Here is a 22776-nt window from a genome sequence, read left to right as displayed (position 1 = left end):
CCCAAAAACTCATGCTCCTTTTTTACGAAGGCGACACTTGTGATCTTAGGGTTGCCTAGCCCTAAGATAAAAGATCGCAAGATGTAGTGTCAATCTTCAGGTTCACCTGGCAACAAAACAAATATACTGAAGAAACACCCCGTCATTGCGACCGACCGTCAGTCTCCAAAGGAGACGGGGAAGGGTGGCGATCTCATAGCACCAGATCGAGAAAATCCCAAGCTGCACTTATATCTTCGGTTAGTGCCACATATGAGATTACTCCGCAAGCGTCGTCCTTCGGTACTCCGCAAGCGTCGTTCTTCGGGGCCGTGCACTCTCCAAATTACTCGCAGTGACAGGTGTATTACCGGCCTTGACAAACGCCCCCAAATGACTATAATTATGTATGCCGCGCCTAAAGCAGGCGATGGTAGGAGTATTTTGGTTGGACATGGAAGGCTTTTCAGGAGTCTTCCCCTCCTTTGGAGGCCCCTTTTAGGGGTCTCCGTTTTTATTCCTTTCCTTGACAACAGGCAACCATTGTATATTATCACCTATGAACACCGAGTGGCGCCCCAGACGGTGGGACTTTCGCAACCAGCTTTACTTTGGCGGTAATCTGGATGTTCTGCGGGAAAATATTGCCTCCGAGTCGGCTGACCTTATCTACCTCGATCCGCCGTTTATTGACGTAGGGGCCGACCTTTAGGTCGGCCCGATAATGATTGAATGGTTCAGGAACTTCCTAAACGAAAACCTGCTCCCCGACTTCAATGCCTCGACTACAAAGGCCAATACGCTTATTCCATAACTATCTGCATTCATAACAAATCGCCGATCTTCAAAGACGAAAAGGTCGTCAATGATATCCTAGAAACCCTTCACTCCGTCTGCTCACAAGCAAAATTCAGTATCTTGGCGTATTGCTTTATGCCAGACCATCTACATCTTCTTCTTGGGGGCGGTGAAGATACCGATTTCGTCAAAATGATGAAATCGTTCAAACAAATTACATCCTATAGATTTAAGAATTCATACGGTAAGCTCCTTTGGCAACGAGGATACTACGATCATATTTTACGAAAGGATGAAGATATAGAGGTAGTAGCTCGTTACATCTGGGGAAATTCTGTTCGCAAAGGGTTAGTCGAATCTATAGATGATTATCCTTTCTCAGGTCCAAGAGAGATATAATAAGCGGGCCAACCTGACGCGAAGCAAACGCCGCAGTCCGCAGAAGGTCATAGTTCAGGTCAAGAGTGACGCCAAGCCCAAGGTCTCATACGTGCGCGATCTTGCGGGAACCATGCAGCGGGAAAAGGCGGTGATGGGTGCTTTGATCCTTCTTTACGAGCCTTCCGAGCGCTCCGACATCCCGTCAGAGGCGGCATCGGCAGGGTTCTACAATTCCGAGATTATGAACAAGGACTACCCCAGGGTGCAGGTGCTGACCGTCAAAGGACTTCTGGAGGGAATTGAACGTCTGAAGATTCCGCAGATAGCGCCTGACGATATCACTTTCAAAAGAGCCGAGCGAATCAACAAAGACAAGGATAAGCAGAAGAAGCTGGACGTGTAACCCCTCCCCCTAGCCCCCTACCCTATGGGGTGCAGTAAAGTTAGCACCCCAAGGGGCACACTGTCCACCAGGGAGTGGGAAATCCCCTTCCTTGTTAGCGTAAGTATTCCTGTCGAGTAAAAGGTCAACACAAAGTGGCGGGGAAGGTGATAAGAGTTTCACCCCCTCCCTGCCCTCCCCCATCAAGGGGGAGGTAATATTAATGTAGGACAGACAAGGAGAGCTGGTGGTCTAACCCTATATTATCCCTCCCCTGGTGGGAGGGAATAAAAGGGAGGGGGAGGTAAATTGGGATAACCTTCAAGCGTGCGGAGCGGATCACCAAGGATAAGGACAAACAGGGAAAGCTGGGTGTGTAACCATTACCCCTCCCCCTAGCCCCCTACCCTATGGGGTGCAGTAAAGTTAGCACCCCAAGGGGCACACTGTCCACCAGGGAGGGGGATTATCATACCAGACGAAGAATTCCCCTTCCTTGATGGAAGGGGTCGACACGAAGTGTCGGGGGAAGGTGATACTCCTTTCCCGTCGAGGAGGAATAAGGTAACCTTCAAGCGGGCGGAGCGTATCACCAAAGATAAGGACAAACAGGGGAAGTTGGGTGTTTGAGATGAACATAACACCACTCAAAGAAACTACTAGAGAAAAGGTCGAGAGGGTATTCCAAGAGTACAAGTTAGTTCTCGAAACTCAAATGCACTTCAATGATATGTTGATGAAATACCGATCCCTGGCCTTTACCGTAAAAAAAAAATGCCACCTTAGGCTGCTCATCTTGTTGTTATCCTTTTCTATACTATTCCTTTTGCTGTTGGTATTGGAGTGTTGGTCTATTTCCGCTGCATAGCCTGAAAACTCATCAATTCGTCACCTTTACATCCAATTCTTCACTTTACCCCGAAAACCGTCAATCCATTTTGCACCGAAGGGCCACGCTTGCGGAGCAATTTGAAATTTGCAGTTTGATATTTGCAATTTGCAATCTCGACGGAGTCGCGCCCTTGTCCACCTTTTTCTACCCCACGAAATTGCTTCACAATTTCGCGGGGACCCCGGGGTTTTGACCAACTTTTGGGTAGCTTTTGGGTATCTTTTGACCATCTTTTGACCATCTTTTGTCCAGCATATTATTACCCCACAAATCTGCTCGACGGGATAGCCGGGGGGAGGGCAAGGCATGCCTTGCCCCTACTTATTCGAGCGCATCGAGAAATCCTCAGGGTATCATTAGATCCTCATGCTCCGCCACATACGAGAGTACTCCGCAAGCGTCGTCCTTCGGTACCCCGCAAGCGTCGCCCTTCGGTACCCCGCAGGCGTCGTCCTTCGGTGCTCCGCAAGTGTCGCCCTTCGGTACCCCGCAAGCGTCGCCCTTCGGAGCCTCGCTTTCCCTCGCGATGATATCCCTGTCAAGGAACGTATCCAAAAACGCCGCATAAGCCTCTTCGAGTCTCCGTGGGTTGACAAGAGAGATTTTCTGTTTACAATATAATATTAAGGAGTGAATATTGAGACTGCCAAACCCTAAGATGCGAATATACGAGTTCGTGAGGGGGTTTGCGGCAGAGCACGGCTACCCGCCCTCGATCCGCGAGATTGCCAAGGGGCTGGGTTATGCGAGCACCAAGGCCATCAAGGTTCACCTGGACGGCTTAGCAGCGCAGGGACTCATTAAGCGTAAACTTGGCCACGCTCGCGCGATTCAGATCGAGCCGTGGGGCATCCCGATAGTTGGTCGTGTTCCTGCCGGCATCCCCAATCTTGCCGTGGAAGACGTGGAGGAGATCTTCACCGCCACCCGGTGGCGCCGCTCGTTCATGCTGCGGGTCAAGGGCGACTCGATGATTGATGCTGGCATCATGGAGGGCGATCTGGCGGTGGTTGATCCCAACCAGGTGCCGCGGGCCGGGGACATAGTGGTAGCAAGGCTTGCGGACGAGGCCACGGTCAAGCGGCTGGTGATGCACGGCGATGCCTACGCCTTAAAACCCGAAAACCCGGCATACGATCTGATCACCGGCCCATTCAAGATCGTAGGCAAGGTGCTGGGGGTTATAAGAGAATACGTCTGATTATTGCTCCTTTTGTCCCAGAAGGGACACTTGTACTCCGTTAGGGGTAAAAGATCGCAGTCGGACGGACCGAGGGCCGACTCGCAGGGTTGAGTGTGATTTTTCGCGGTTACTTAGTGACCTTGGGGGCGTTAAGGGGAGGCCATGTTCCAGAGGAGGGCTTGACAAGGAGCGAATCTTGACTATAATAATCATACAAATTGCTCCCCGCTCGACACGCCGAAAGGCCCGGGCGGGGTTATTCTTTGGAGGATAAGTATGCCAGACGAACCTTCAGTAAAGCGAGCAATAGCTTTCATAGACGGACAAAATCTATTCCATTCGGCTCGGGAAGCCTTTGGCTATACCTACCCGAATTATGATGTATCGGCTTTATCGAAACTTGTTTGTCAAAATGAAGGTTGGCAATTGAGCCGAGTAAGGTTCTATACCGGGATTCCAGAGGCCTCAGACAACGCTTTCTGGCATAATTTCTGGTCTCTAAAACTGAGAGTGCTGAGCCATCAAGGAGTTTACATCTTCTCGCGGCCCCTGCGCTATCGCAACATAACAGTAACTTTGCCTGATGGAACACAACATACCTTCTTATTGGGTCAGGAGAAGGGTGTGGATGTGAGAATCGCTCTGGATGTTATAAGATTGGCCCATCGGCGAGAATACGACGTGGCTCTTATCTTTAGTGAGGATCAGGATTTCTCGGAAGCAGCCGAAGAGATACGTATAATTGCTCAGGAGCAGAACCGGTGGATTAAGGTTGCTTGCGCATTCCCATATAGTCCCACTCACAAAAGACGAGGCATTGCCAAGACCGACTGGATCAGAATCGACAAAGCCACATACGATTCTTGCATTGACCACCGCGACTACCGCCCGAAGAGTATGCGTAAACCAGAAGGCAAAACCTGACCCATCCTCGATGTGAGGTTTTAGTCCGTTCTTCCAAGCTGATTTCACCACGGCTCTCACCCCGATGAGCGCGTGCCCGTCCCCCCGGGAATAAAAAGTGACCCCTGGCCGTAAGGTCATGGATAGTTATTTTAAGTAGACGACCTTCCCTGTGCCAGTGCCAAACCGGGTCCGCATCTCCCAGAAGTAAACGCCGTGAGGTAAGGGAGGATGACGATCAATGCGCCCCATCTCGCCGACCGATCCATGGGTTTCGTATACCTTGCGGCCGGATACGTCGTAGAAGGTAAGCCTGTAGTCCGTCGGCTTGGTGCCGGTATAATCGAAGGATAAGGTGTCCTTCTGGATGCTCGGCGCGGAAGCGGTGAACAAATCGCAGTTCATCCTTAATACCTTCCCTACATCGATCTCTATTGTGTCCGCACTTGAGATTATGGCATCCCAAACCTCTTCGTTTGTATATTCAGGATGCACGCTCCAGATCAACGCAGCCAATCCCGCAATGGCAGGGGAAGAGTAAGAAGTCCCTCTACAGGTTCCGTAATTACTCCCCAACAGGGTTGTCCAAATATGTTCTCCGGGCGCGTATATATCAACCGATTCCCCGTAATTGGAACCACAATCTTCATCACTCCATCTTTCATCATCCCTATTTGAACCACCTACTGACATAACATGCTTGTAGGCCGCTGGATAAAGATTTGAAGTATCCTGACTCTCATTGCCGGCAGATGCACATAAAAAACGATCCTTGCGCCAGGCATAATCTATTGCCCGCCTTTCTGCAGAGCTGCCCCCTCCGGAGAAACTCATACTAATTATCTTTGCCTCCTTGTCCGCCGCGTACAGAATCGCATTTGTCGCCTGGCGTAGTTTTACATCACCCGAATCATCCATGCATCTCAAAGGCATAACCCTACACCCACCGGCTATACCGGCTATACCTTCGTAGTTGTCTATCTCCGCCGCAACAACGCCAGCCACACGCGTACCATGACCGTAGGTATCTTGAATATCCGTGTTATTATCGGTAAAGTTGTAGCCTGCAACCAGGTTATTCCTCAAGTCTACATGCGACGTATCTACACCGGAATCAATTATTGCGATTACGATATTTGAATCCCCCTTCGTTATGTTCCATGCCCAGTCTGCTCTCGTGGTATGGAGATTCCATTGATACCAATAACCCCAATCGTTAGGTATATATGGTCCTTCGAAAGTTGAATCGTGGGTGCTAAACGTCTCTTCTAGGCTCGCGGATTCCAATTCGGGCCCCACTTGAAGGATTGCGTTCGGCTCAACTTCCTCGACACCGGGCATGTTTTTAAGTAGCAAGTAAAAGCTATCCACGGAGACGCGTCCTCCGCCAGGTATTGTGACTAGATAGTAGTCTCCGAACAGCTCCAGCACCTCATCCGAGGGGTTGGGGTAGGTTATAAAGGGAGCAACCTCGATCCCATACCCCGAGGCAAACCCTTTTAGGGCACCGAAATTCGCTGTTTTAACGATGAACTCGTTGCAGCAGGTTGCATCCTGTGCTGCGGAGAGGCTCAAGGCAAGAAGCAAGGCTAAGAGCACCGCTCATACCCTCCAAAGGGCTACTGAACGCCCACGCATTAGGCTTCCTTAGATCCTCCCGGAGTTCATAGTATCCTGCATATAAGGTATAGTCAAGGCCTTACCACATAAGAATCACAAGCGTTCTTATGGGGTGAGTATCTCATAGTAGTATGGCCAACTGCGACCCTCGGCCCAGGCCTTCATCGTTGCCTTGTGATCCATTGCAAGGAGTTTCGCCAGGGCCGCAAGTGTAGCATCATCCATCTTGCCCTTGGCAGTGGTGACACTGACACCGGGCGCGAGCATCCCGTAGTCTACATCTGATGCAGCGGCGTCACCGAGCATCCCCTTTGCAATTCGGCCGCGTTCAGCCGCATCAGCCTCGTCCCATGCGTAGCCGAAGTAGCCAAGCAGCACCTGAGCAGAGCAAAGGAACTCCCTCTTTGCAAGCGGGTAGGTCGGGAATTCGGAGACGATCCGGCTCGCTACCGAGTCACGCTGTGCCTGGGGCCACGCCGTCGGCTTGCCGGTTGAAAGGGTGATAAGGAAGGTTACGTAATCAAGATAGACCTCAAGGTCGCGGTCGGTGAGAGCAGGAGTCTCTTTCTCGTTGAACGCAAGGACCTCCAGATGCCGATATACCGCCCGGATGAAGGCTGACTGTTCGCCTGTGGGCAGATCCTTGGATTCCTTGTAAATCTCTGAAAGGAGCCTGCGGCGCAGCTTGCCGACCTCCCATGGGGCGGGGGTGCGGTAAAGCTCGTCGCGTGCGGCGGCGAATGAACCTATCCGGGCCTTGAACTCGGCAGGCGCGGCCTTAAACTCGGCTATCCACGCATCCACAAGCTGGCTGCCTTCCTCTTTAGATAGGGCCTCACCGATGATAAAATGTAGCACCTCGAAGGCCAGCTCGGTATCCTGCTCTCGCAGCCAAACCCCGTCCTTTTCCGCTAAAAGCGGCGGCGAGACCGACTCCACGTCCTCGAGGATCGTGGGAGGAAGGTTCTCGGCAGGCGAACCCTTGCGAACAAACAGCGTCCTCGCACCCATCCAGTAATCGGTGAACTGCATCACGTCGCCGCCAAATCCCAGGGCGTAGCTTGCGATATCGTCGGTAGCTGCGTCCCGGAACAGAATCGACCCCTCCTCGATCCAGAAGTTTCCCACGCTTGAACCCCACATGTAGCTTCCGTCCTCTGAAAGCTTAAGGATCTCACCTGTGCGCTGGGCGATCCACTCACCGTATATCTCCTGGGCCGAGACAACAGCAACCATAAGTAACAATGAAATTGTAAGCTTACGCATCTTTCCTCCTTAAGGATCTTTAAATGTCAACATCCTACCCTTGTGGCGGGGTGGGAGCCGATCTTCTTTCTTGTCCGAACACTGCCAGAAGTTCTGCCTCATTGGGGCCGATGCTTAAGGTGACCTGCGGGAAGGGTATCTCGATACCGGCCTCGTCAAAGCGTTTCTTGATGTAGCGGCGTGCCATGCGGCCTATATCCCACTGCTTGGCAGGCTGGGTCTTGATCCACAACGCCACGTCTATCGAAGAGGCGGCAAAGTCATCTATCGCCTTGATCTGGGGTGTCTCCAGCACATAGGAGCCGAAGGCCTCGTCAGCCTTGATGTCCGCCGCCGCCTTCCCCAGCGCCTCGATCACCCGCTCTATCTGGGAGCGGTAGGCCACGCCAACCTTGACTATCGCCCTTGCCCACTTCATGGTCATGTTCTCCACCATCTTGATCTCGCCGTTGGGGATGGTAAAAAGGTGACCGTTAAGGCCGCGCACCTGGGTTATTCGCAGGCTCAGGGTCTCAACCACACCCATTGCGTCGCCGATGCGCACGATATCGCCGACCCTGAGTTGGTTCTCGACTATCAAGAAGATACCGGCCAGGAAATCCTTGACCAGGCTCTGGGCGCCGAAGCCCACGGCCACGCCTATAACACCAAGCCCGGCAAGTATCGGGCCGATGGATATCTTGAGCTGACCCAGGATAGTGATACCCGCAATAACCCAGATTACCACCCCAGCCAGTAATCTCAGCGCGCCGAGGACGGTCTTCAGGCGCTTGGCCCGGTCGATGGCCTCCGGCGTCTCGGCCGCCTCCGTCCTGCGCAGAGCACGCTTGATAAGGAACCCTATAAGCCAGGTGAGTAACACGGCTATTACCAGCGTTATGCCGATCTGGATTCCGGTAGAAAGCAGCCAGTCGCGGATCGCAGGCCAGGCTGTTGCAATAGATGCAAAAAAATCTTTCAAATCCACCTCCGTGTGGTTCAAGGATTAAAGATCGATGCGTTGACTTTCAAAAGCAAGCAACTTACAGATCCAAAGAGTCTCCTTTATCTCCGAAGCACAGCCCCTAATACTAAACACCTCGTGCGATGTGTCAAGCTAATGCCCCCAAACGGAAGGGTTGTCCATGGTCAATACATCGTTACCAGGTAAAAGGGGGTTGAGATCATCGAGTAGGACGACAGGGAAGAAGCAGAAGTTATCATCAAGGCGATTGTAACCAAGAGATTGGAGTTTGGTTTATGCCCCTCAAGGGTGCAAGAGGAGACAGTCCACCCATACCTTTACCGAAGTGAGGCCTTTTGATATTATAGACATACTGCCACGTTTGAGCTGATCTCAAGAGATCGTCAGTATCCTTCCAGCTGAGTATACAGGGCAGATAGAACTCCTGATCATCGGTAAGGTGACTGCGTTCCACCCTGCCGTTGTAACCCTTACGACCTAGAGGTATCCTTGCCAACTGAGCGTTCCAGGGCTGATAGAGAGTCTCTTGGAGTCTCTCCAGCGTTCTGGGACTCTTGCCACCAAATACCCTATGGGGCAACTTCTTGCCCCAAGGGGCACGCTGCTCCTCGCCTGAGTCCGTCTTTAACCCTCCTTTTGCCCCTTCGGGACAAAAGATCGGGGTCCCCGCACGAACTTCAGTTCGTGTGGGGTGAAAGAACGGCTCCTTTACTTCCCATGCCCAGTGGGCAGGGTAGAAGCGTTTGCCCCCTCCTTTTCTCCTTTGGAGAAAAGATCGGGGTCCCCAAGCGGTTGCTTCGCAACCGCTTGGGGTGATAGGACGTTTTGCGAGGCGAGATGTGAGGACGGCGGGAACGATCCCGTAGTCCTTTCTCTCCCTCCTCCTCGTATCTGCGAATCCACTTACGTACTACCTGTCTGGATGTCCCTATCTCTCTTGCCGTTGCCGAGATGCTTGCACATCTCGGGTAAGTCTCTATAATCATACGTCTTGCCTCTATGGGGTTCATTTTGTGTAACCTCTGGTAAGATACTTGCATAAGCGGTGGATCTCCTTTCTTAGTTCTCTTTTTGTAAGTCTAAAGGAGATCCCCGCTTTCTCAAATACCTGCAACACCCCTCTACCCACCTGGTAACTATCTCTTGGCGCACGAACTAGGTTCTATTGACATCCTAGATATATGGCCTATTCTTAAAATATGGGGGAGTTAAAAACCTCAAGCTATTATGATAATATCTATTTAACTTCCGAAGAGTATCGTCTCCCTTATAAAGATTCCCGTTACTACGTCCTCTGGACACAGATCCTGCAGTTCATAAAGCGAATCGATGAACCTAAGATACTGGAGATCGGATGCGGAACAGGTCAGTTTGCCAATTATCTTTACGACGAGGGTTATAGGGACTATCATGGTTTCGATTTCAGTCCGCAAGCCATAAAGATGGCAAAGGACGTGGTAAATTTACACTTCACGGTTGGGGACGCTACGAATCCGAATTGCTACAATTGTGATTACAACGTGATTGTGGCGCTTGAAGTACTGGAACATGTGGCTGACGACCTTGCCGTTATTAAAAACATCAGAGAAGGAACACCCATTGTGTTCAGTCTGCCCACCCTGGACGACCCTGCCCATGTTCGAAGGTTCAAAACCCGTAGTCAGATAATCAGGCGCTACTACAAGCTCATAGACATAAAAGAGATCGTGCGCATCAAGACCTGGTTCGCGTGTTTCGGCGTGGTTCGGAGCTTTAAGGCGAAACTGATGAACCGCATCTTCAAGAGAAGGGGAGATATTACCCTGAGATACATCGTAAATGGGGTTTCCAGAAGGATCAAACGCTTCTTCGGCAAATAACACGTGGCCGAGACCCTCAGGTTCGCTTAGCATAATTCCACTCCGATAATAATTAATGGACTGGCGAAAAGCCAGCCTACCTTTTATCCCTCCGATCTTTTTCGGCCAAAGGCCGAAAAAGGAGGATCTTGTTCTGCGATCCTTTCACCCTCCGGGTGAAAGGGAGCATTATATTATTGACAATCCACCTCTAGCCCATACACTGTCCTTTAATGTCCGCAGAGTATCCCGAAAAGACAGGTCAGTCGCCAACGTGAAGAACTTCATCACCAAGCGCAGGGACGGTCTCAAGCTTCTCACCCGTGCGTTTGGCTATCGCAACTTCAGGCTCTACTTTGGTGGGCACACGGTATCGCTTATCGGCTACTGGATGCAGCGGGTGGCCTTAGGCTGGCTGGTCTACCGGATCACCAACTCACCCCTCATCCTTGGTGTGGTGGGCTTCACCACCATGATCCCCAACTTCTTCATCTCCCCCTTTGCCGGAGTACTCATCGATCGCGTAAGCCGCCACCGGGTGATACTTACCTCCCAGATCCTTGCATCACTGCAGGCGCTTGTGCTTGCCGTGCTCACCCTTACAGACGTCATCCAGCTCTGGCACATTATCGCCTTAAGCCTCTTTTACGGGCTTATCCGTGCCTTCGATATCCCTGCCAGGCAGGCGTTTATAGTGCAGATGGTGGAGCAGCGGGAGAACGTGGGCAACGCCATCGCCTTGAACTCGGCCATCTTCAACATCGCAAGGCTCATCGGCCCCTCCCTGGCCGGGCTGGTGGTGGCGTTCGCAGGCGAAGGGATTTGCTTTTTAACAAACTCCGCCGCCTACCTGGTCATCATCTGCTGTCTTCTACTCATGAGACTTGCGCCCATGGAGAACCGCCGGAAGGACTCCCACCCGGTGCAGGACCTCAAGGAAGGGGTCAGATACGCTTACGGCACCGGCTCGATCCGCTCCATCCTTGTCTTGATCTCGGTCATCGCCTTGATGGGCCTACCCTATCTCAATCTCATGCCGGTGGTGGCAAAGGACGTGCTCGCTGGTGACTCGCGCACCTTCGGCTATCTGATGGGAGCGGTGGGCGTGGGGGCGGTGATCGGGGCTTTAATCATCGGCACGCGAAAGAGCTTCGTTGGGCTGTGGAAGGTTATACCCATCGCTTCTGCGATCTTCGGCGCGGCCATCGCCGCCTCCTCGTTCTCACGCAACGTCTATCTCAGCATAGGATTAATGGCCCTGGCGGGTTTTGGTCAGATGGTACAGTTCGCCTCAGCCAACACCCTAGTGCAGAACATCGTGGACGAGGACAAGCGCGGCAGGGTCATGAGCTTATACACCATGTCGCTTCTGGGGGTGCTGCCGTTCGGTAACCTCTTGATGGGCTGGCTGGCAGACCGAATAGGCGCGCCTTTGACCCTTCTTGCAGGCGGCAGTGTGGTGGTGGTTGCCGCCCTCATCTTCGCCACCAGGCTCGGCCACTTCAGGGAGATAGCCTCACCCCGACACGTAATTACGTAGCGGAAAAGGGGAACTTATATTGACAACGCCATGAAGTTCTCTAGAATACCGAGGTTAAGTTGGCGGCCGAGGGTGCGTATGGCCTGAAGGATTATAGAGGAAAAGAAACAGAATGAGGATAGAGCGTTTAACCAGGAAAGACGTAGGTAAGATCGAGGAGATAGATCGCTCTGAGATAGTGAGAAGGGGATACAAGTATGAAGGTGGGAAGCTAAAATCGATGTCGGTTCACTGGGATGCCCCTGGCTGGAGCCCCGAACACTTCAAAAAGGTGATGGACAAGACCGCATTTGAGGTGGATCGTGGAGGCGTGTTCCTGGGCGCGCTGGACGGCGACCGGCTGGCAGGATTTGCCGTGCTTGGCCATAAATTCAGAGGAGACAACCTGGATATGTTGCAGCTAGTCTATCTACATGTGAGCAGAGCTTACCGTAAACAAGGCATCGCCACCAGGTTGATGGCTGAAGCGGAGCAGCTGGCCAAGAAGCGAGGTGCCAGATACCTTTATGTGTCGTCCGTTCCCTCCGAGTCTGCGGTGGGGTTTTATCTTCACGAAGGCTGCAGACTGGCGGAAAAGGTCGATCCGGAGCTTTACGCTCTGGAACCGGAGGATATTCATCTTATCAAGGAACGTTGAATGAATGGAGGAGTAATGGCTGTAGGAGTATTCACAGAGAATGAGCATGAACCAACAGCCGATGAAATCTCGACAGCGCTTGGTCCGGCGAAGCCTTTGTGGGATGAGTTAGTTCAGTTCATCGAGGAAAACTACCAGATAGCAGGCGAGTTTCTCTTTTACGGCAAGAAGTACGGCTGGACCCGACGTTATCGTAAGTCAGGCAAGGCGCTTACCTCGCTTTTCCCGGCAAAAGGTTGTTTTATTGCCCAGGTTGTGCTCAACCCTCCTCAGACAGAAAAGGCTCTAGGAGCGAATCTCAGCAAGTCTACCTTACAAATGATCAAAGAAGCCAAAGCCTATCACGACGGACGGTGGCTGTTCATCAAGGTGGCCTCAAAACAGACACTAAAGGACGTTAAACAGTTGCTCCTCATTAAACGCAAACCTGTAAAGAAGTAAGGAGGTGCCGTGAGCGAGAATACGTTTACAGAAAGAGTGGTTGAGGCCATCAAACGCATCCCAACAGGGATGGTAGCCGGGAAAATCACTGCCCTTAAAGCGTATCTGGTTTTCTTAACGATTGCTCTTATCTCGTGTAATCTGCTAAGTCCCTTTCAAAGGGTTGGAATTGTGAAACTACCCCTTTTCATGCCTGATTTGGTTGCCGAAATCTATTACGTTGATCATCCACTATCCGAGGAAGAAATAAAGGAATGGAGTATACGCAGAGCAGAGGAGGTGTTGGAGAAAAACGGCAGATTAAGCGCTGTATCAATCCTCGTCCTATACGACCGGAAGGCGGCCGAATATTTTTTGCGTCCGAAGAACTTTTATGCTCTTACTGAAGTCGGCGACGTTGCACCGATTTTATTCACAGACACAGTATATATTAAAAGGAAAACAGAAGGCGGTGCCTGCCTCGTCTTGTTCAATGATAATGACATTCGTTGGTCCTTCATGCAAAGGAAAGAGATTAATAATCCAGAAGAGGTAGTACAATGAGTGAGAAAACTTTTACCGAACGGGTGGTTGAGGCGATCAAGCGCATCCCCAAGGGCAAGGTGGCAACATACGGGCAGATTGCCATGATGGCCGGCAACTACCGGGGAGCAAGACAGGTGGTCAGGGTCCTTCATTCCATGTCAGAAAAGGAGGGCCTGTCCTGGCACAGGGTGATAAACTCCAAAGGCACCATCTCACTCACCGGAGAGGGGTACAGAATCCAGAAGCAGTTGCTGAAAGCGGAGGGCATCACCCTTGACGAGCAGGGCAAGATAGACTTCGACCGTTTCTTGTGGAAGCCATAACCTGATCGCTGTTTGAATGAGGAGAACGAAAAGTTGGAGCATGCTTAGATTGCATGTATTGCTGCCATGTATCCTTTTGGTGATCGTGGTGGCTTTGATTGTAATCTTTTCAGTGAGGCGTGCGCGGGCTCCATATTTCGAAGTTTTCCTGCCGCCGGCCGATCGCGATCTTGAGGGTTGGGGCAGCATGGATAGCCAGACAGCGGCTAGGCTTCAGAGTGTACTCGACGAAGCAGTGAACAATCTCAAAATGCCTGGATTGCAGGCATATGTTCGCACTCCGGATAACAAAACCTGGTTCGGGGTCAGCGGAACGGTTGACTTCAAGAGAACGGCTTTGATGCGGAAGGATCACATCCTCGGAGTAGCCAGTGTAACCAAGATGTTTACCGCCGCTGTGGTTCTGAAGCTTGTTGATGAAGGTAAACTAGATCTGAAAGATAACCTCTCAAAGTGGTTTCCCGACTTCCCCAACGCTGAGCGGATCACCGTTCGTCAGCTGTTGAATCATACCAGCGGCATCCCGGATATCATGAGGAGTTTTCCTGTTGCAGGAAGAGCGGCAATAAATCCCCGCATGATGTGGAACCCTAAAGAACTTATCGAGGTTGTAGCCAGAAAGAAACCCCTGTTCGATCCGGGAACAGATGAATCTTATTCCAACATGAATTATATACTGCTGGGTGTGATCGTCGAACAGGTAACCGGCAAGGCTATGCACGAGCTCTATCGGGAACGAATCTTTGCACCTCTTGGGCTTGAGCATAGTTTTTTTCCTCCCCATGAACCCGCTCCCAACCGTATAACCGGTTTCGACAGGGACCTGGTTCCCCTTCCCGGGATCCATAAGCACAAGCCCGACAACACATCCTACTCAAGTCTGGTGTATACTTGCGGTGCAATGGTCTCAACCGCCGAGGACATCGGCAGGTTTCTGGATTCCCTCTTTGGCGGTGCTATCTTGTCCGCCAAGACCCTTCATCAGATGACGGATTTTTGCGATCTCCGTGATCCTCGCGCACCTCTCTTGACCGGTTACGGCCTGGGGCTTTTTCGACATGAGATCGGAGGAGAGGAACTATGGGGGCATGAGGGCCAGATTTTCGGTTTTCAGGCAATTGCCCTGTATTGTCCGGACAAGAACTACATCATAGCGGTGGTCGGCAACGTTTCAGCATTTAACACAGCCGGTGTGGTTGCCGAGCTTCAGGGGGTGATTGCATCCAGAACCCCTGAGCCAGCAGGCTCCGAATAACAACCTCATCGGCCCCTACTGATTTTCTACTCCGATCCTTTCTGCGAAGCAGAAAGGGAGGATTTTTAACCTTGACATTTACTGCGTCGAGGGTATAGTTTGCTGGGATGTAGAACAACCGATAGGAGAGATCCACGAGATGAATTCACAATCGATGACGAGAGATCACCTCACCGGTGCCTACTCAAAAGAGGAGTTCAAGGCGAGGCTTAGAGAGGAAGCCGAGCGCGCTGCGGAAGAAGCCAGGTCCCTCTCCCTTCTCTTTATGGATATAGACCATTTCAAGAGCATAAACGACGGCTTCGGCCACTCGCGGGGCGACGAGGTGCTGGCCGAGTTTGCAGAGCGTGCGCGATCCACCATAAGGGATAGTGACATCCTCTTCCGCTACGGAGGAGACGAGTTCCTGCTCATCTCGCCCGACACCACCAAGGATCAGGCCCTTACCCTTGCCGACAGGCTTCTGGAGGTAACCGGTTCTGAACCCTTCAAGGGCAACCCGCCGCTGTCAATCTCGGTGAGCATCGGGGTGGTCAGTCTTCCCGAAGACGGCCGCAGCGCAGAGGAGCTCTTTCAGGAGGCCGATCTCAGACTTTATGAAGCCAAGCGCGCTGGACGCGGACAGGTGGTGGCGCAGAGCCCTGCAAGGGGTATCCATCTGCCCTTTGATGAAGCCTCCCGCCTGGTTGAACGGGACGAGGCGCTGCAGCAGGTGCAGGATTTTCTCAAGCAGCTGGAAGAGAAGAAGAGAGGGGTGCTTGCGGTTACCGGGCCCCGGGGTTCGGGAAGATCAAGATTTCTTGCCGAGATTGCAATGGCTGCAGGTCTGCAGGCCTACGAGGTTATCCGGCTCGAGGGCAATCCGGCCACCAAACTCAGGCCGGGATTTGCACTTGCCCAGGCGCTGCAGGCATTCGAAGAGAGCCCCTTGACGTCGTTAGCCAAAGAAAAACTGACGCAGGCCTTAGAGGATTTCTTAAGTAAGAAGAGGACAACCAGACTTCTCTTTGCGATTGACAACATCGCTGAGCTTGATGGAGCAACCCTACAGCTTCTGCGTGGATTCCTCGCCTCAAGCGAGGTACCAATCGTCGCTTTCTCCTACACCGTGGGCTCCGAGAGCTCCCGCAGACTGTTTATTCAGACCCATCTCTGGGAGACGTTGGAGCTTGAGCCTTTATCCCAGAAGGGAGTTCAAGTATGGCTGCGCAGCCCCCTGGGTTGGGAACCGCCATCTGAGTTCACCCGCTGGCTTCACAGCCAGACAAGGGGCCTCCCCGCCTTCCTCCGCAAGGGGCTTACCTACCTCATAAACCGGGGTGTATTAAAGAGGGAAGACAATAAATGGCTGCTTAGAGAGGACTTCTCCGAGACCCCTCTTGCAGAGAAGGTCGGGGTTAAGAGGGAATATGTAGAACATAACCTTCCCCTCGCTCTCACCAACTTTGTGGGGCGCGAGGAAGAGATAGAGGAGGCAAAGAGACTCTTGGAGGAGAATCGTCTGGTAACCATATTCGGCCCGGGTGGGATCGGCAAGACGCGCCTCGCTGTCCAGTCGGCTGCCGAGATCCTGGATCGTTTCCCTGACGGGGTGCGCTTCGTTGCGCTTGCCTCACTCCGGTCCGCAGACCTTCTTATTCCGGCTATAGCCGACTCATTTGAGTTCTCATTCTACGGCAGCCAGGAGCCTAAGAGCCAGCTTTTTGCCTTCCTCGGGGAGAAGGAGACGCTCATCCTTTTGGACAGCTTCGAACACCTGGTCAAGGACGCGGGAATACTATCCGAGATGCTTCAACAGGCTCCCAAGCTCAGGTTGCTGGTTACCTCACGGGAGAGGCTCGCCCTTCAAGGGGAAGCCATACTGGAGCTCGCTGGGATGGATTTCCCATCCCAGGAAGCCGCCCCGGACATCGAAAGCTACAGCGCGGTGCAGCTTTTTACCCAGAACGCCCGGCGCCTCGATCCAGGACTGGTGATAGGAGAAAAGGACAGACCCTTCCTGGCCCGAATCTCGAGACTGGTGGAAGGCATACCACTGGGGATAGAGCTCGCATCCTCATGGGTGCGTTCACTCTCCCTGGCCGAAATAGCCGAGGAGATCGAGCGAGGCTACGACTTCCTTTCAACCTCTCTTCGCGACGTGCCGGAGCGCCACCGAAGCCTGAAGCTCGTTTTCGACTACTCATGGAAGCTCCTGAACGAGAAGGAGAAAGAAGCGTTCCGCAGGCTCTCGGTATTCAGAGCTGGTTTCTCCCGCCAAGCGGCAGAGCGGATTGCAGGCGCCTCGCTGCCCCTGCTCTCGCTTCTGATAGACAAGTCGCTCATTACAAAAGATCTCTTCGGTCGTTACCAAATGCTCGAGGTTCTACGCAGGTATGCAGAGGAGAAATTGTCTGAGGATGAAGAGGTTTATAGAAGGACAAAAGACCTCCACGCCGCCTACCAGGGGGAGGCCCTGCATCAAAGAGAGCACGAGCTTACGGGCGCAAGGCAAAAGCAAGCCTTAGAGGAGATCAGGGAAGAGCTGGAGAACGTCAGGGCAGGATTCCGCTGGGCGGTGGGGAAAAAGGACCTCGTGACGATCGCCAAGTATCTTGAGAGCCTCTCTTTGTTCTACGAACATCAAGGGCGTTTCGCGGAAGGCAAGGATCTCTTTTCCTGGGCGGCGGCAGAGCTCGAGGGAAGCGAAGGTCTGGTGCCTGCAAAAGTCGGAGCCTTCAAAGCAGCGTTCACCTATCGACTGGGAGACTACCAGGAGGGCAAGTCGCTTCTTGAAAGAACTCTTCCTGTCTTCTGCAAGCTCGATGCAAAAAAGGAGATCATCTTTGTTCTTAACGCCCTGGGAACCATCTGTCACCGTCTTGGCGAGTACGATAAATCACGCGAGTTCATTGCCGAAAGCCTTGTCCTGAGCCGCGAGATCGACGACGAGGTTGAGATAGGCAATGCCCTCTCAGGCCTGGCCAGTATTGCCATAAATCAGGGGGAGTATGAAGAAGCAAGGGCAAAGAGTGAAGAAAGCCTACAAGTGCACAGGAAGATGAGCAATTACCGAGGTCTGGCAAGGACCCTCAACAACATGGGAAACGCCCTTCTGGCGATGGGGTCCCATGACGAGGCGAACCGCTGCTATGCCGAAAGCCTTGCCATTTACAAAGAGCTGGGGCACCGCTGGGGGATGGATATCGTTCTTGGAAACATGAGCGAGGCTGCGCTCTACAAGAAGGAGTACGAAAGAGCGCGAGGGCTCCTTTCAGAAGCGCTTGATATCTCCAGGGAAGTCGGCGACCGGGAAGGTGTGGTCTTCTGCTTGAACCACATGGGCGATGTGGCCTTTGCTCTTGGAGCCTGGGTGCAAGCAAGAAGGTTGCATCAGGAGGGTCTGGAAATTTCTAAGGGAATGGACAATCCATGGGGGAAATCTTCCTCCCTGAAGGGCCTGGGCAGGGTTGCCTGCGCTCTTGGCAAATATGAAGAAGCGGACAGCTACTTCCGGGATGCCTTAGAGTTAGCAACCAAAATAAAACGCGTGATGGCAGAAGCAGACATTTTAGTTGAAACAGCACAACTGCTTGCCCAAAAGGATGAACCCCATAGGGCGCTGGAACTTCTCGCGGTGGTGATTGAGAACCCTGGCGCAGAAAAAGACACCAGGGATAAAGCAGATAACCTGCTTGCCGAGCTGAAATCCAAGCTGCCCGCCGAGGAGTTCGAAGCCGCGTTAAAGAAGGGCAAGGCCAGGGAGTTCGACGAGGTGGTTGCGGAGATACTTAACACCTCCGGCGATGCGCCCCTGCGCCGTGAAAACCGAAATAAAAAATAGAGGGCGCTACTGCGTTTATTGATTTTTCCCTTTATTCGAGGTCTCCTCGTCGTCCCGCAGGGACGGTGTGGTGGTAAAAATCCTCCCCCTTGATGGGGGAGGATTAAGGAGGAGGTGAGCCCAATCACCCTCCCCCTACCCCCTCCACTCAAGGGAGGGGGTAGAGATGTCGTTGTTAGATAACGCCGAGGAGAGAATCATTGACAGCTTGTTCGTTTTGTATAGTATAAGCCGATCAAAGGAGGTAGAGAGCATGAAGTCCAAATCCAAGATCACCTGGAAGTCCAAGAAATCCTGGCGGGATAAGATGGAAAAGCCGGCTGAGCCGAAGGTGGTTGATGTCCCGCCGAAGATGCAGCCCAGGTTCGGGCAGGGCAAGATGATCATTGCCACACCCATGATAATCGACGGGATCGTGCGCAAGATACCAAAGGGCAAACTGGCCACGGTAGCGCAGATCATGGACAAACTGTGCGAGGATTTCGGCACGGACAGTGCCTGCCCCATGACCACCGGCATCTTCCTGAATATAGTGGCTAAAGCCGCAGAGGAGGATCGAGCGGCGGGCCGCAAGAAGATCGCCCCGTACTGGCGGGTGCTCAAGTCCAAGGGTGAACTCAATCCCAAGTTCCCGGGCGGGATGGAAACCCACGCGGAGAAGCTTGAGGCCGAGGGCCACACCGTCGAAAAAATCCGCAAGACCTGGAAGGTTCGAGACTTCGAGATGCGTCTGGCCAAGCTTTAGAGGATCCTTTTTGGCTTCCGTAGCAAGGAGGAGGAAAAGGTGAAAAGGACTATCTTAGCGATCTTAGCAACGGCGTTGATCGCCGGTTGCCGTGCAAACAAAAAGGAGCAAGTCATGGATGAGGAGATCGAGACGACAGGTATCGAGGGCCTCAAGATAACCGTCGTCTACGACAATCGGTTATGGAAGGAAGGTCTTGAGCCGGCCTGGGGGTTTGCCTGTGTGATCGAAGGATTGGATAAAACGATCCTCTTCGATACAGGCGGCGACGGCGAGATACTTATGTCCAACGTGAAAAAGCTGGAGATCGATCCCAAGCAAGTGGACATGGTTGTGCTTTCCCACGAGCACGGGGACCATGTAGGCGGGCTGGCAAGCTTCCTTTCCGCAAACCCCAACGTTACTGTTTACGTTCTGAGGTCTTTCCCCCCGAGTATCAAGAACGAGGCAAAAGGACACGGTGCAGAAGTCGTTGAAGTAGCTGGACCGGCAAGGATCTCTGAGCACGCCCTCTCCACCGGCGAGATGGGAATCATGATAAAGGAACAGTCCCTTGTAATACCCACAGATAGAGGTTTGATAGCGATCACCGGCTGCGCGCATCCCGGCGTGGTAAAGATCGTCGAAAAGGCAAAAGAGCTTACAGATGAGGAGGTGTTGCTGGTGATGGGCGGGTTCCATCTTTTAGGCCACAGCGATGCTCAACTTAAGAAAATCATCTCTCAGTTCAAGGAACTAGGTGTGCGCTATGCCGCGCCCTGCCATTGCTCAGGCGACCGAGCGATAGAGCTGTTTGCACAGCACTACAAGGATAGATTCTTAAAGATCGGCGTGGGCCGAACTGTTGAGCTGTCAAGCCTTGAGTAGATAGATCCATCGAACGCAGCGTAAGGGGAATCTGGAACGGTATTACGATGATAAGATGCAATCCAAGGATTTAGAAGTCCCCCCGTGCATCCCGTACCGAAGCTATCCTGCCCCCAAGACAGTGCCAGCCACCATGCCGGGAGGAGAGGAAGGGTTACCCGCTGGGCGTATGGTGGGTAACTATGAAGAGTTTTTCCTCAGGGTCGTCAAGCATATGGCGGCCCAGCCGATCGGCTTCGTCCCAGTCGTGGGCAGCAGCTATCCGCGCCTTGGCTTCATCACTCAGAGAGATTTCGAGAGACCTGGAACCATCCCTTAACTCGAAGCGAACACGCGGCTCGCCCTCGTCGGATACGGTGATGTTGCCCTTGCCAATGGTGCAGCACGAGCCAAGCTGAACACCGTCGGTAAAGCAGGAGATCGGGGGCTTAAATCCGGTCATGGTATGGGCACGCTTGCAGAACGGGTCTTCACCCAGAATACGATTAGCAATAACCCCAGCCCGGTAGCCAAGCACCAGATAAGGCCCGATGTGTCCGTGAAAGCGAGCAAGGAACGCAAGCGTCTCCTCGTGCGAGAGTTCTTTATGCATCCCCGATTCTAAGCGAGCGGGCTTTCTAGTCAAGGATTATAAAACGGCAACGCGGAGTTGCCGCTACGCCGAGATTATAGCCTACAGCCGGGAGAAGATGAAATAATCACCCCACGCCGTTGCTTCACAACGCCGCTGGGACCCCGATAAGATATAACTCAAGAGATGTGGAAGTTAGCCCCCTCGTAAATCCCACACCAAAAATAGGCTACATTGGCTTACTCCTTAAGATAGTGCAAGCTCCATGTTGGGAGGATATTAAGGGTTACCTGTTGCAGCTACGGCGTGGTTAACTATAAAGAGTTCTTCCTCAGGGTCGGTAAGCATCTGGCGTCCCAGCCTGTCCGCGCCGTGCCAGTCGTGGGCGGTAGCTATTCGCGCCTTGGCTTCATCGGTCAGGCAGACCTCGATGCCTTCGGAGCCGTCAGCGAGCTCAAAGCGGACACGCGGCTCGCCCTCGTCGGATACGGTGATGTTGCCCTTGCCCAGGGTATAGCCCAAACCAACCTATCACCACGGTTCGGCAATCACCTCACAGTGGGGTAGGGCTTTGCGGAGGCTTTCAATCCCTTTCTTTGATACCCGTGTGTCATACAATCGAACCATACGCAAATTTTTGCAACGCTTTAGATGACGCAGGCCGGCGTCGGTGATGTCGGTCCCGTCAATATACAGCCAGCGCAGGTTCTTTAACTTCGCGAGGTGACGCAAGCCGGCGTCGGTGATGCGGCGGCAGTTGCGCAGATCGAGCCCATGCAGGTTTCTGAATTCAGACAGGATGACCAAACCCTGGTCAGTAATCTGAGTACTCCTGAGCCATATCCAGCGAAGGTGCTTCATACCCTTTAGGTTGTCAAGGGCCGCATCGCTGATGCGGTTGCCGGAAAGGTTAATCCATATCATCTTTCCAAGCCCTTTAATGTATGCAAGCCCTTTATCGGTGAGAAAGTTGTTGGAGATATCCAGCCAGCGCAATTCGGATAGACCGGAAAGATTGGAAAGCCCGTCCTCGGTTATCTGGGTTTCGGACAATAGGAGCCAACGCAGATTCACAAATCCTTTAATGATCGCAAGGCCCGAATCACTTACCCTGGTATGTGACAGCCCCAGGACCTTGAGTCCGGTAAGCGGGGCAAGCTTTACCAGGCCAGTGTCGGTAACATAAGAATGATCCAGGTAAAGAACCTTAAGATTTGGCAGAGCCGCCAAATGCTCCAGATAATCGTCACATATATTGTTTCGCAAGGATAAGAACCTGAGACTCTCGACATCCCTGAGGTGGATAAGCCCTGCACTGGATATCCTGGTGTCATCCAGGGAAAGCACCTTGAGCCGGGGAAGATTCTTAAGGTGAACAAGACCCTCATTGGTTACCTCGATAGTCCGGGAAAAGGGAACCGATGGAGTAGGCGGACAGGAAAGGGAGATGAGCCCTAGATCAGGAAATTCACTGAGCTCTTTAAGGGTCCGATCACTTAGACCTATGGAGTGCATTACCACCGCGTTAAGGTTTGGGAACCGATCAAGGCCTCTGGTCGATGAGGAGTTGGTGGTGACAGTGCGGATGGCGGAAGGGTCGGGAATGTTGTAAGAAGAGGCTTTCTTGGCGGGCTTTTAAAAAGTTACCGAAGAGCTGCTTAATTTTTTTTGCAGTCTTGACAAGTGAAAATGATGGAGCTATGAATTTTTGTACCTTACGCGCTTAAGGCTGGCTTCTTTTGTGCGATTCAAGCGGTTTAGTTTCAAAATTACAACACAGCAACCGTACTACAATTTTTATTTGACTCTAAAGCACGAGTAAATAGGCTGTGACTCAAGGCCG

The 22776-nt window shown here is 52.5% G+C and carries 24 protein-coding genes; 15 read left to right on the top strand and 9 right to left on the bottom strand.

The features are described from left to right. Positions 1-711: 711 nt before the first annotated feature. The 3 genes from CEE36_09120 (at position 712) to CEE36_09110 (ending at position 2408) form a co-directional block, all read left to right on the top strand. A complete protein-coding gene (locus CEE36_09120; protein ID TKJ40894.1) occupies positions 712-1176 on the top strand; it encodes a transposase in 465 nt (154 codons plus the stop codon). Continuing rightward, a complete protein-coding gene (locus CEE36_09115; protein ID TKJ40893.1) occupies positions 1142-1561 on the top strand; it encodes a hypothetical protein in 420 nt (139 codons plus the stop codon). The genes CEE36_09120 and CEE36_09115 overlap by 35 nt, the downstream gene beginning before the upstream one ends. A gap of 601 nt (positions 1562-2162) precedes the next feature. Further along, positions 2163-2408: a hypothetical protein gene (locus CEE36_09110; GenBank protein TKJ40892.1), complete on the top strand. Its 246-nt coding sequence runs from the start codon at positions 2163-2165 to the stop codon at positions 2406-2408. A gap of 40 nt (positions 2409-2448) precedes the next feature. On the opposite strand, the gene CEE36_09105 is transcribed toward CEE36_09110, so the two are convergent. Both CEE36_09105 and CEE36_09100 read right to left on the bottom strand, forming a co-directional pair. Beyond that, the gene (locus tag CEE36_09105) at positions 2449-2673 is read right to left on the bottom strand and encodes a hypothetical protein (protein TKJ40891.1); all 225 of its coding nucleotides are present in this window, start codon (positions 2671-2673) and stop codon (positions 2449-2451) included. 104 nt (positions 2674-2777) lie between these two features. Continuing rightward, on the bottom strand, positions 2778-2987 hold the full coding sequence (locus CEE36_09100) for a hypothetical protein (GenBank protein TKJ40890.1): 210 nt from the start codon (positions 2985-2987) through the stop codon (positions 2778-2780). Positions 2988-3069: 82 nt separating this feature from the next. Between CEE36_09100 and lexA the strand changes: the two genes are divergently transcribed. After that, a complete protein-coding gene (gene lexA, locus CEE36_09095) occupies positions 3070-3633 on the top strand; it encodes a repressor LexA (protein ID TKJ40889.1) in 564 nt (187 codons plus the stop codon). A gap of 258 nt (positions 3634-3891) precedes the next feature. Next, positions 3892-4539, top strand: coding sequence for an NYN domain-containing protein (locus CEE36_09090; protein TKJ40888.1), 648 nt, complete (start codon positions 3892-3894; stop codon positions 4537-4539). Positions 4540-4665: 126 nt separating this feature from the next. Here the strand turns inward: CEE36_09090 and CEE36_09085 are convergent, their stop codons facing one another. The 4 genes from CEE36_09085 to CEE36_09070 all read right to left on the bottom strand — a co-directional run bounded on the left by CEE36_09085 (position 4666) and on the right by CEE36_09070 (position 9408). Further along, the gene (locus CEE36_09085; protein ID TKJ40887.1) at positions 4666-6117 is read right to left on the bottom strand and encodes a hypothetical protein; all 1452 of its coding nucleotides are present in this window, start codon (positions 6115-6117) and stop codon (positions 4666-4668) included. A gap of 126 nt (positions 6118-6243) precedes the next feature. Further along, on the bottom strand, positions 6244-7404 hold the full coding sequence (locus CEE36_09080) for a hypothetical protein (protein TKJ40886.1): 1161 nt from the start codon (positions 7402-7404) through the stop codon (positions 6244-6246). A gap of 34 nt (positions 7405-7438) precedes the next feature. Beyond that, positions 7439-8386 carry a mechanosensitive ion channel protein MscS gene (locus CEE36_09075; protein ID TKJ40885.1) on the bottom strand — a complete coding sequence of 316 codons (948 nt, stop codon included), beginning with the start codon at positions 8384-8386 and terminating at the stop codon, positions 7439-7441. Positions 8387-9045: 659 nt separating this feature from the next. Further along, on the bottom strand, positions 9046-9408 hold the full coding sequence (locus tag CEE36_09070; protein ID TKJ40884.1) for a hypothetical protein: 363 nt from the start codon (positions 9406-9408) through the stop codon (positions 9046-9048). A gap of 159 nt (positions 9409-9567) precedes the next feature. On the opposite strand from CEE36_09070, the gene CEE36_09065 reads away from it, so the two are divergent. From CEE36_09065 to CEE36_09020, 10 genes are all read left to right on the top strand, one after another. Then, positions 9568-10227 carry a hypothetical protein gene (locus CEE36_09065; protein TKJ40883.1) on the top strand — a complete coding sequence of 220 codons (660 nt, stop codon included), beginning with the start codon at positions 9568-9570 and terminating at the stop codon, positions 10225-10227. A gap of 55 nt (positions 10228-10282) precedes the next feature. Then, positions 10283-11746, top strand: a complete 1464-nt coding sequence (locus CEE36_09060) for an MFS transporter (protein TKJ40882.1) — start codon at positions 10283-10285, stop codon at positions 11744-11746. Between the two features lie 112 nt (positions 11747-11858). Next, positions 11859-12383 (top strand): GNAT family N-acetyltransferase, encoded by a 525-nt coding sequence (locus CEE36_09055; GenBank protein ID TKJ40881.1) that lies wholly within the window; start codon positions 11859-11861, stop codon positions 12381-12383. Further along, entirely contained in the window at positions 12384-12824 is a 441-nt protein-coding gene (locus CEE36_09050; protein ID TKJ40880.1) for a hypothetical protein, read from the top strand. A 9-nt stretch (positions 12825-12833) separates the two neighbouring features. Continuing rightward, positions 12834-13367, top strand: coding sequence for a hypothetical protein (locus CEE36_09045; GenBank protein TKJ40879.1), 534 nt, complete (start codon positions 12834-12836; stop codon positions 13365-13367). Further along, a complete protein-coding gene (locus CEE36_09040; GenBank protein TKJ40878.1) occupies positions 13364-13672 on the top strand; it encodes a DNA methyltransferase in 309 nt (102 codons plus the stop codon). The genes CEE36_09045 and CEE36_09040 overlap by 4 nt, the downstream gene beginning before the upstream one ends. 16 nt (positions 13673-13688) lie before the next feature. After that, complete coding sequence (locus CEE36_09035) at positions 13689-14927, top strand: hypothetical protein (protein TKJ40877.1); 1239 nt, start codon at positions 13689-13691, stop codon at positions 14925-14927. Between the two features lie 139 nt (positions 14928-15066). Then, the gene (locus tag CEE36_09030; protein ID TKJ40876.1) at positions 15067-18750 is read left to right on the top strand and encodes a hypothetical protein; all 3684 of its coding nucleotides are present in this window, start codon (positions 15067-15069) and stop codon (positions 18748-18750) included. 166 nt (positions 18751-18916) lie between these two features. Then, entirely contained in the window at positions 18917-19495 is a 579-nt protein-coding gene (locus tag CEE36_09025) for a hypothetical protein (GenBank protein TKJ40875.1), read from the top strand. Between the two features lie 39 nt (positions 19496-19534). Further along, positions 19535-20362 carry an MBL fold metallo-hydrolase gene (locus CEE36_09020; GenBank protein ID TKJ40874.1) on the top strand — a complete coding sequence of 276 codons (828 nt, stop codon included), beginning with the start codon at positions 19535-19537 and terminating at the stop codon, positions 20360-20362. Positions 20363-20516: 154 nt separating this feature from the next. On the opposite strand, the gene CEE36_09015 is transcribed toward CEE36_09020, so the two are convergent. The 3 genes from CEE36_09015 to CEE36_09005 form a co-directional block, all read right to left on the bottom strand. Next, a complete protein-coding gene (locus tag CEE36_09015) occupies positions 20517-20954 on the bottom strand; it encodes a hypothetical protein (protein TKJ40873.1) in 438 nt (145 codons plus the stop codon). Positions 20955-21212: 258 nt separating this feature from the next. Next, positions 21213-21455 carry a hypothetical protein gene (locus tag CEE36_09010; GenBank protein TKJ40872.1) on the bottom strand — a complete coding sequence of 81 codons (243 nt, stop codon included), beginning with the start codon at positions 21453-21455 and terminating at the stop codon, positions 21213-21215. A 9-nt stretch (positions 21456-21464) separates the two neighbouring features. Then, positions 21465-22448 carry a hypothetical protein gene (locus CEE36_09005; protein TKJ40871.1) on the bottom strand — a complete coding sequence of 328 codons (984 nt, stop codon included), beginning with the start codon at positions 22446-22448 and terminating at the stop codon, positions 21465-21467. Between the last annotated feature and the right edge of the window lie 328 nt (positions 22449-22776).

It is taken from the genome of candidate division TA06 bacterium B3_TA06 (genome assembly GCA_005223075.1).
Classification (GTDB): Bacteria; Hydrothermota; Tepidihabitantia; order B3-TA06; family B3-TA06; genus B3-TA06.
The sequence above is the reverse complement of the archived record's forward strand: the minus strand, read 5'-3'. Positions and strand labels throughout refer to the sequence as shown.

Bases quoted from the DNA above. Each gene is read 5' to 3' on its own strand.
- CEE36_09120 (TKJ40894.1), top strand. From the start codon at position 712: ATGGTTCAGGAACTTCCTAAACGAAAACCTGCTCCCCGACTTCAATGC.
- CEE36_09115 (TKJ40893.1), top strand. From the start codon at position 1,142: ATGATTATCCTTTCTCAGGTCCAAGAGAGATATAATAAGCGGGCCAAC.
- CEE36_09105 (TKJ40891.1), bottom strand. From the start codon at position 2,673: ATGGTCAAAAGATGGTCAAAAGATACCCAAAAGCTACCCAAAAGTTGG.
- CEE36_09090 (TKJ40888.1), top strand. From the start codon at position 3,892: ATGCCAGACGAACCTTCAGTAAAGCGAGCAATAGCTTTCATAGACGGA.
- CEE36_09080 (TKJ40886.1), bottom strand. From the start codon at position 7,404: ATGCGTAAGCTTACAATTTCATTGTTACTTATGGTTGCTGTTGTCTCG.
- CEE36_09070 (TKJ40884.1), bottom strand. From the start codon at position 9,408: ATGCAAGTATCTTACCAGAGGTTACACAAAATGAACCCCATAGAGGCA.
- CEE36_09065 (TKJ40883.1), top strand. From the start codon at position 9,568: ATGGGGGAGTTAAAAACCTCAAGCTATTATGATAATATCTATTTAACT.
- CEE36_09060 (TKJ40882.1), top strand. From the start codon at position 10,283: ATGGACTGGCGAAAAGCCAGCCTACCTTTTATCCCTCCGATCTTTTTC.
- CEE36_09055 (TKJ40881.1), top strand. From the start codon at position 11,859: ATGAGGATAGAGCGTTTAACCAGGAAAGACGTAGGTAAGATCGAGGAG.
- CEE36_09050 (TKJ40880.1), top strand. From the start codon at position 12,384: ATGAATGGAGGAGTAATGGCTGTAGGAGTATTCACAGAGAATGAGCAT.
- CEE36_09040 (TKJ40878.1), top strand. From the start codon at position 13,364: ATGAGTGAGAAAACTTTTACCGAACGGGTGGTTGAGGCGATCAAGCGC.
- CEE36_09035 (TKJ40877.1), top strand. From the start codon at position 13,689: ATGAGGAGAACGAAAAGTTGGAGCATGCTTAGATTGCATGTATTGCTG.
- CEE36_09030 (TKJ40876.1), top strand. From the start codon at position 15,067: ATGAATTCACAATCGATGACGAGAGATCACCTCACCGGTGCCTACTCA.
- CEE36_09025 (TKJ40875.1), top strand. From the start codon at position 18,917: ATGTCGTTGTTAGATAACGCCGAGGAGAGAATCATTGACAGCTTGTTC.
- CEE36_09015 (TKJ40873.1), bottom strand. From the start codon at position 20,954: ATGCATAAAGAACTCTCGCACGAGGAGACGCTTGCGTTCCTTGCTCGC.
- CEE36_09005 (TKJ40871.1), bottom strand. From the start codon at position 22,448: ATGCACTCCATAGGTCTAAGTGATCGGACCCTTAAAGAGCTCAGTGAA.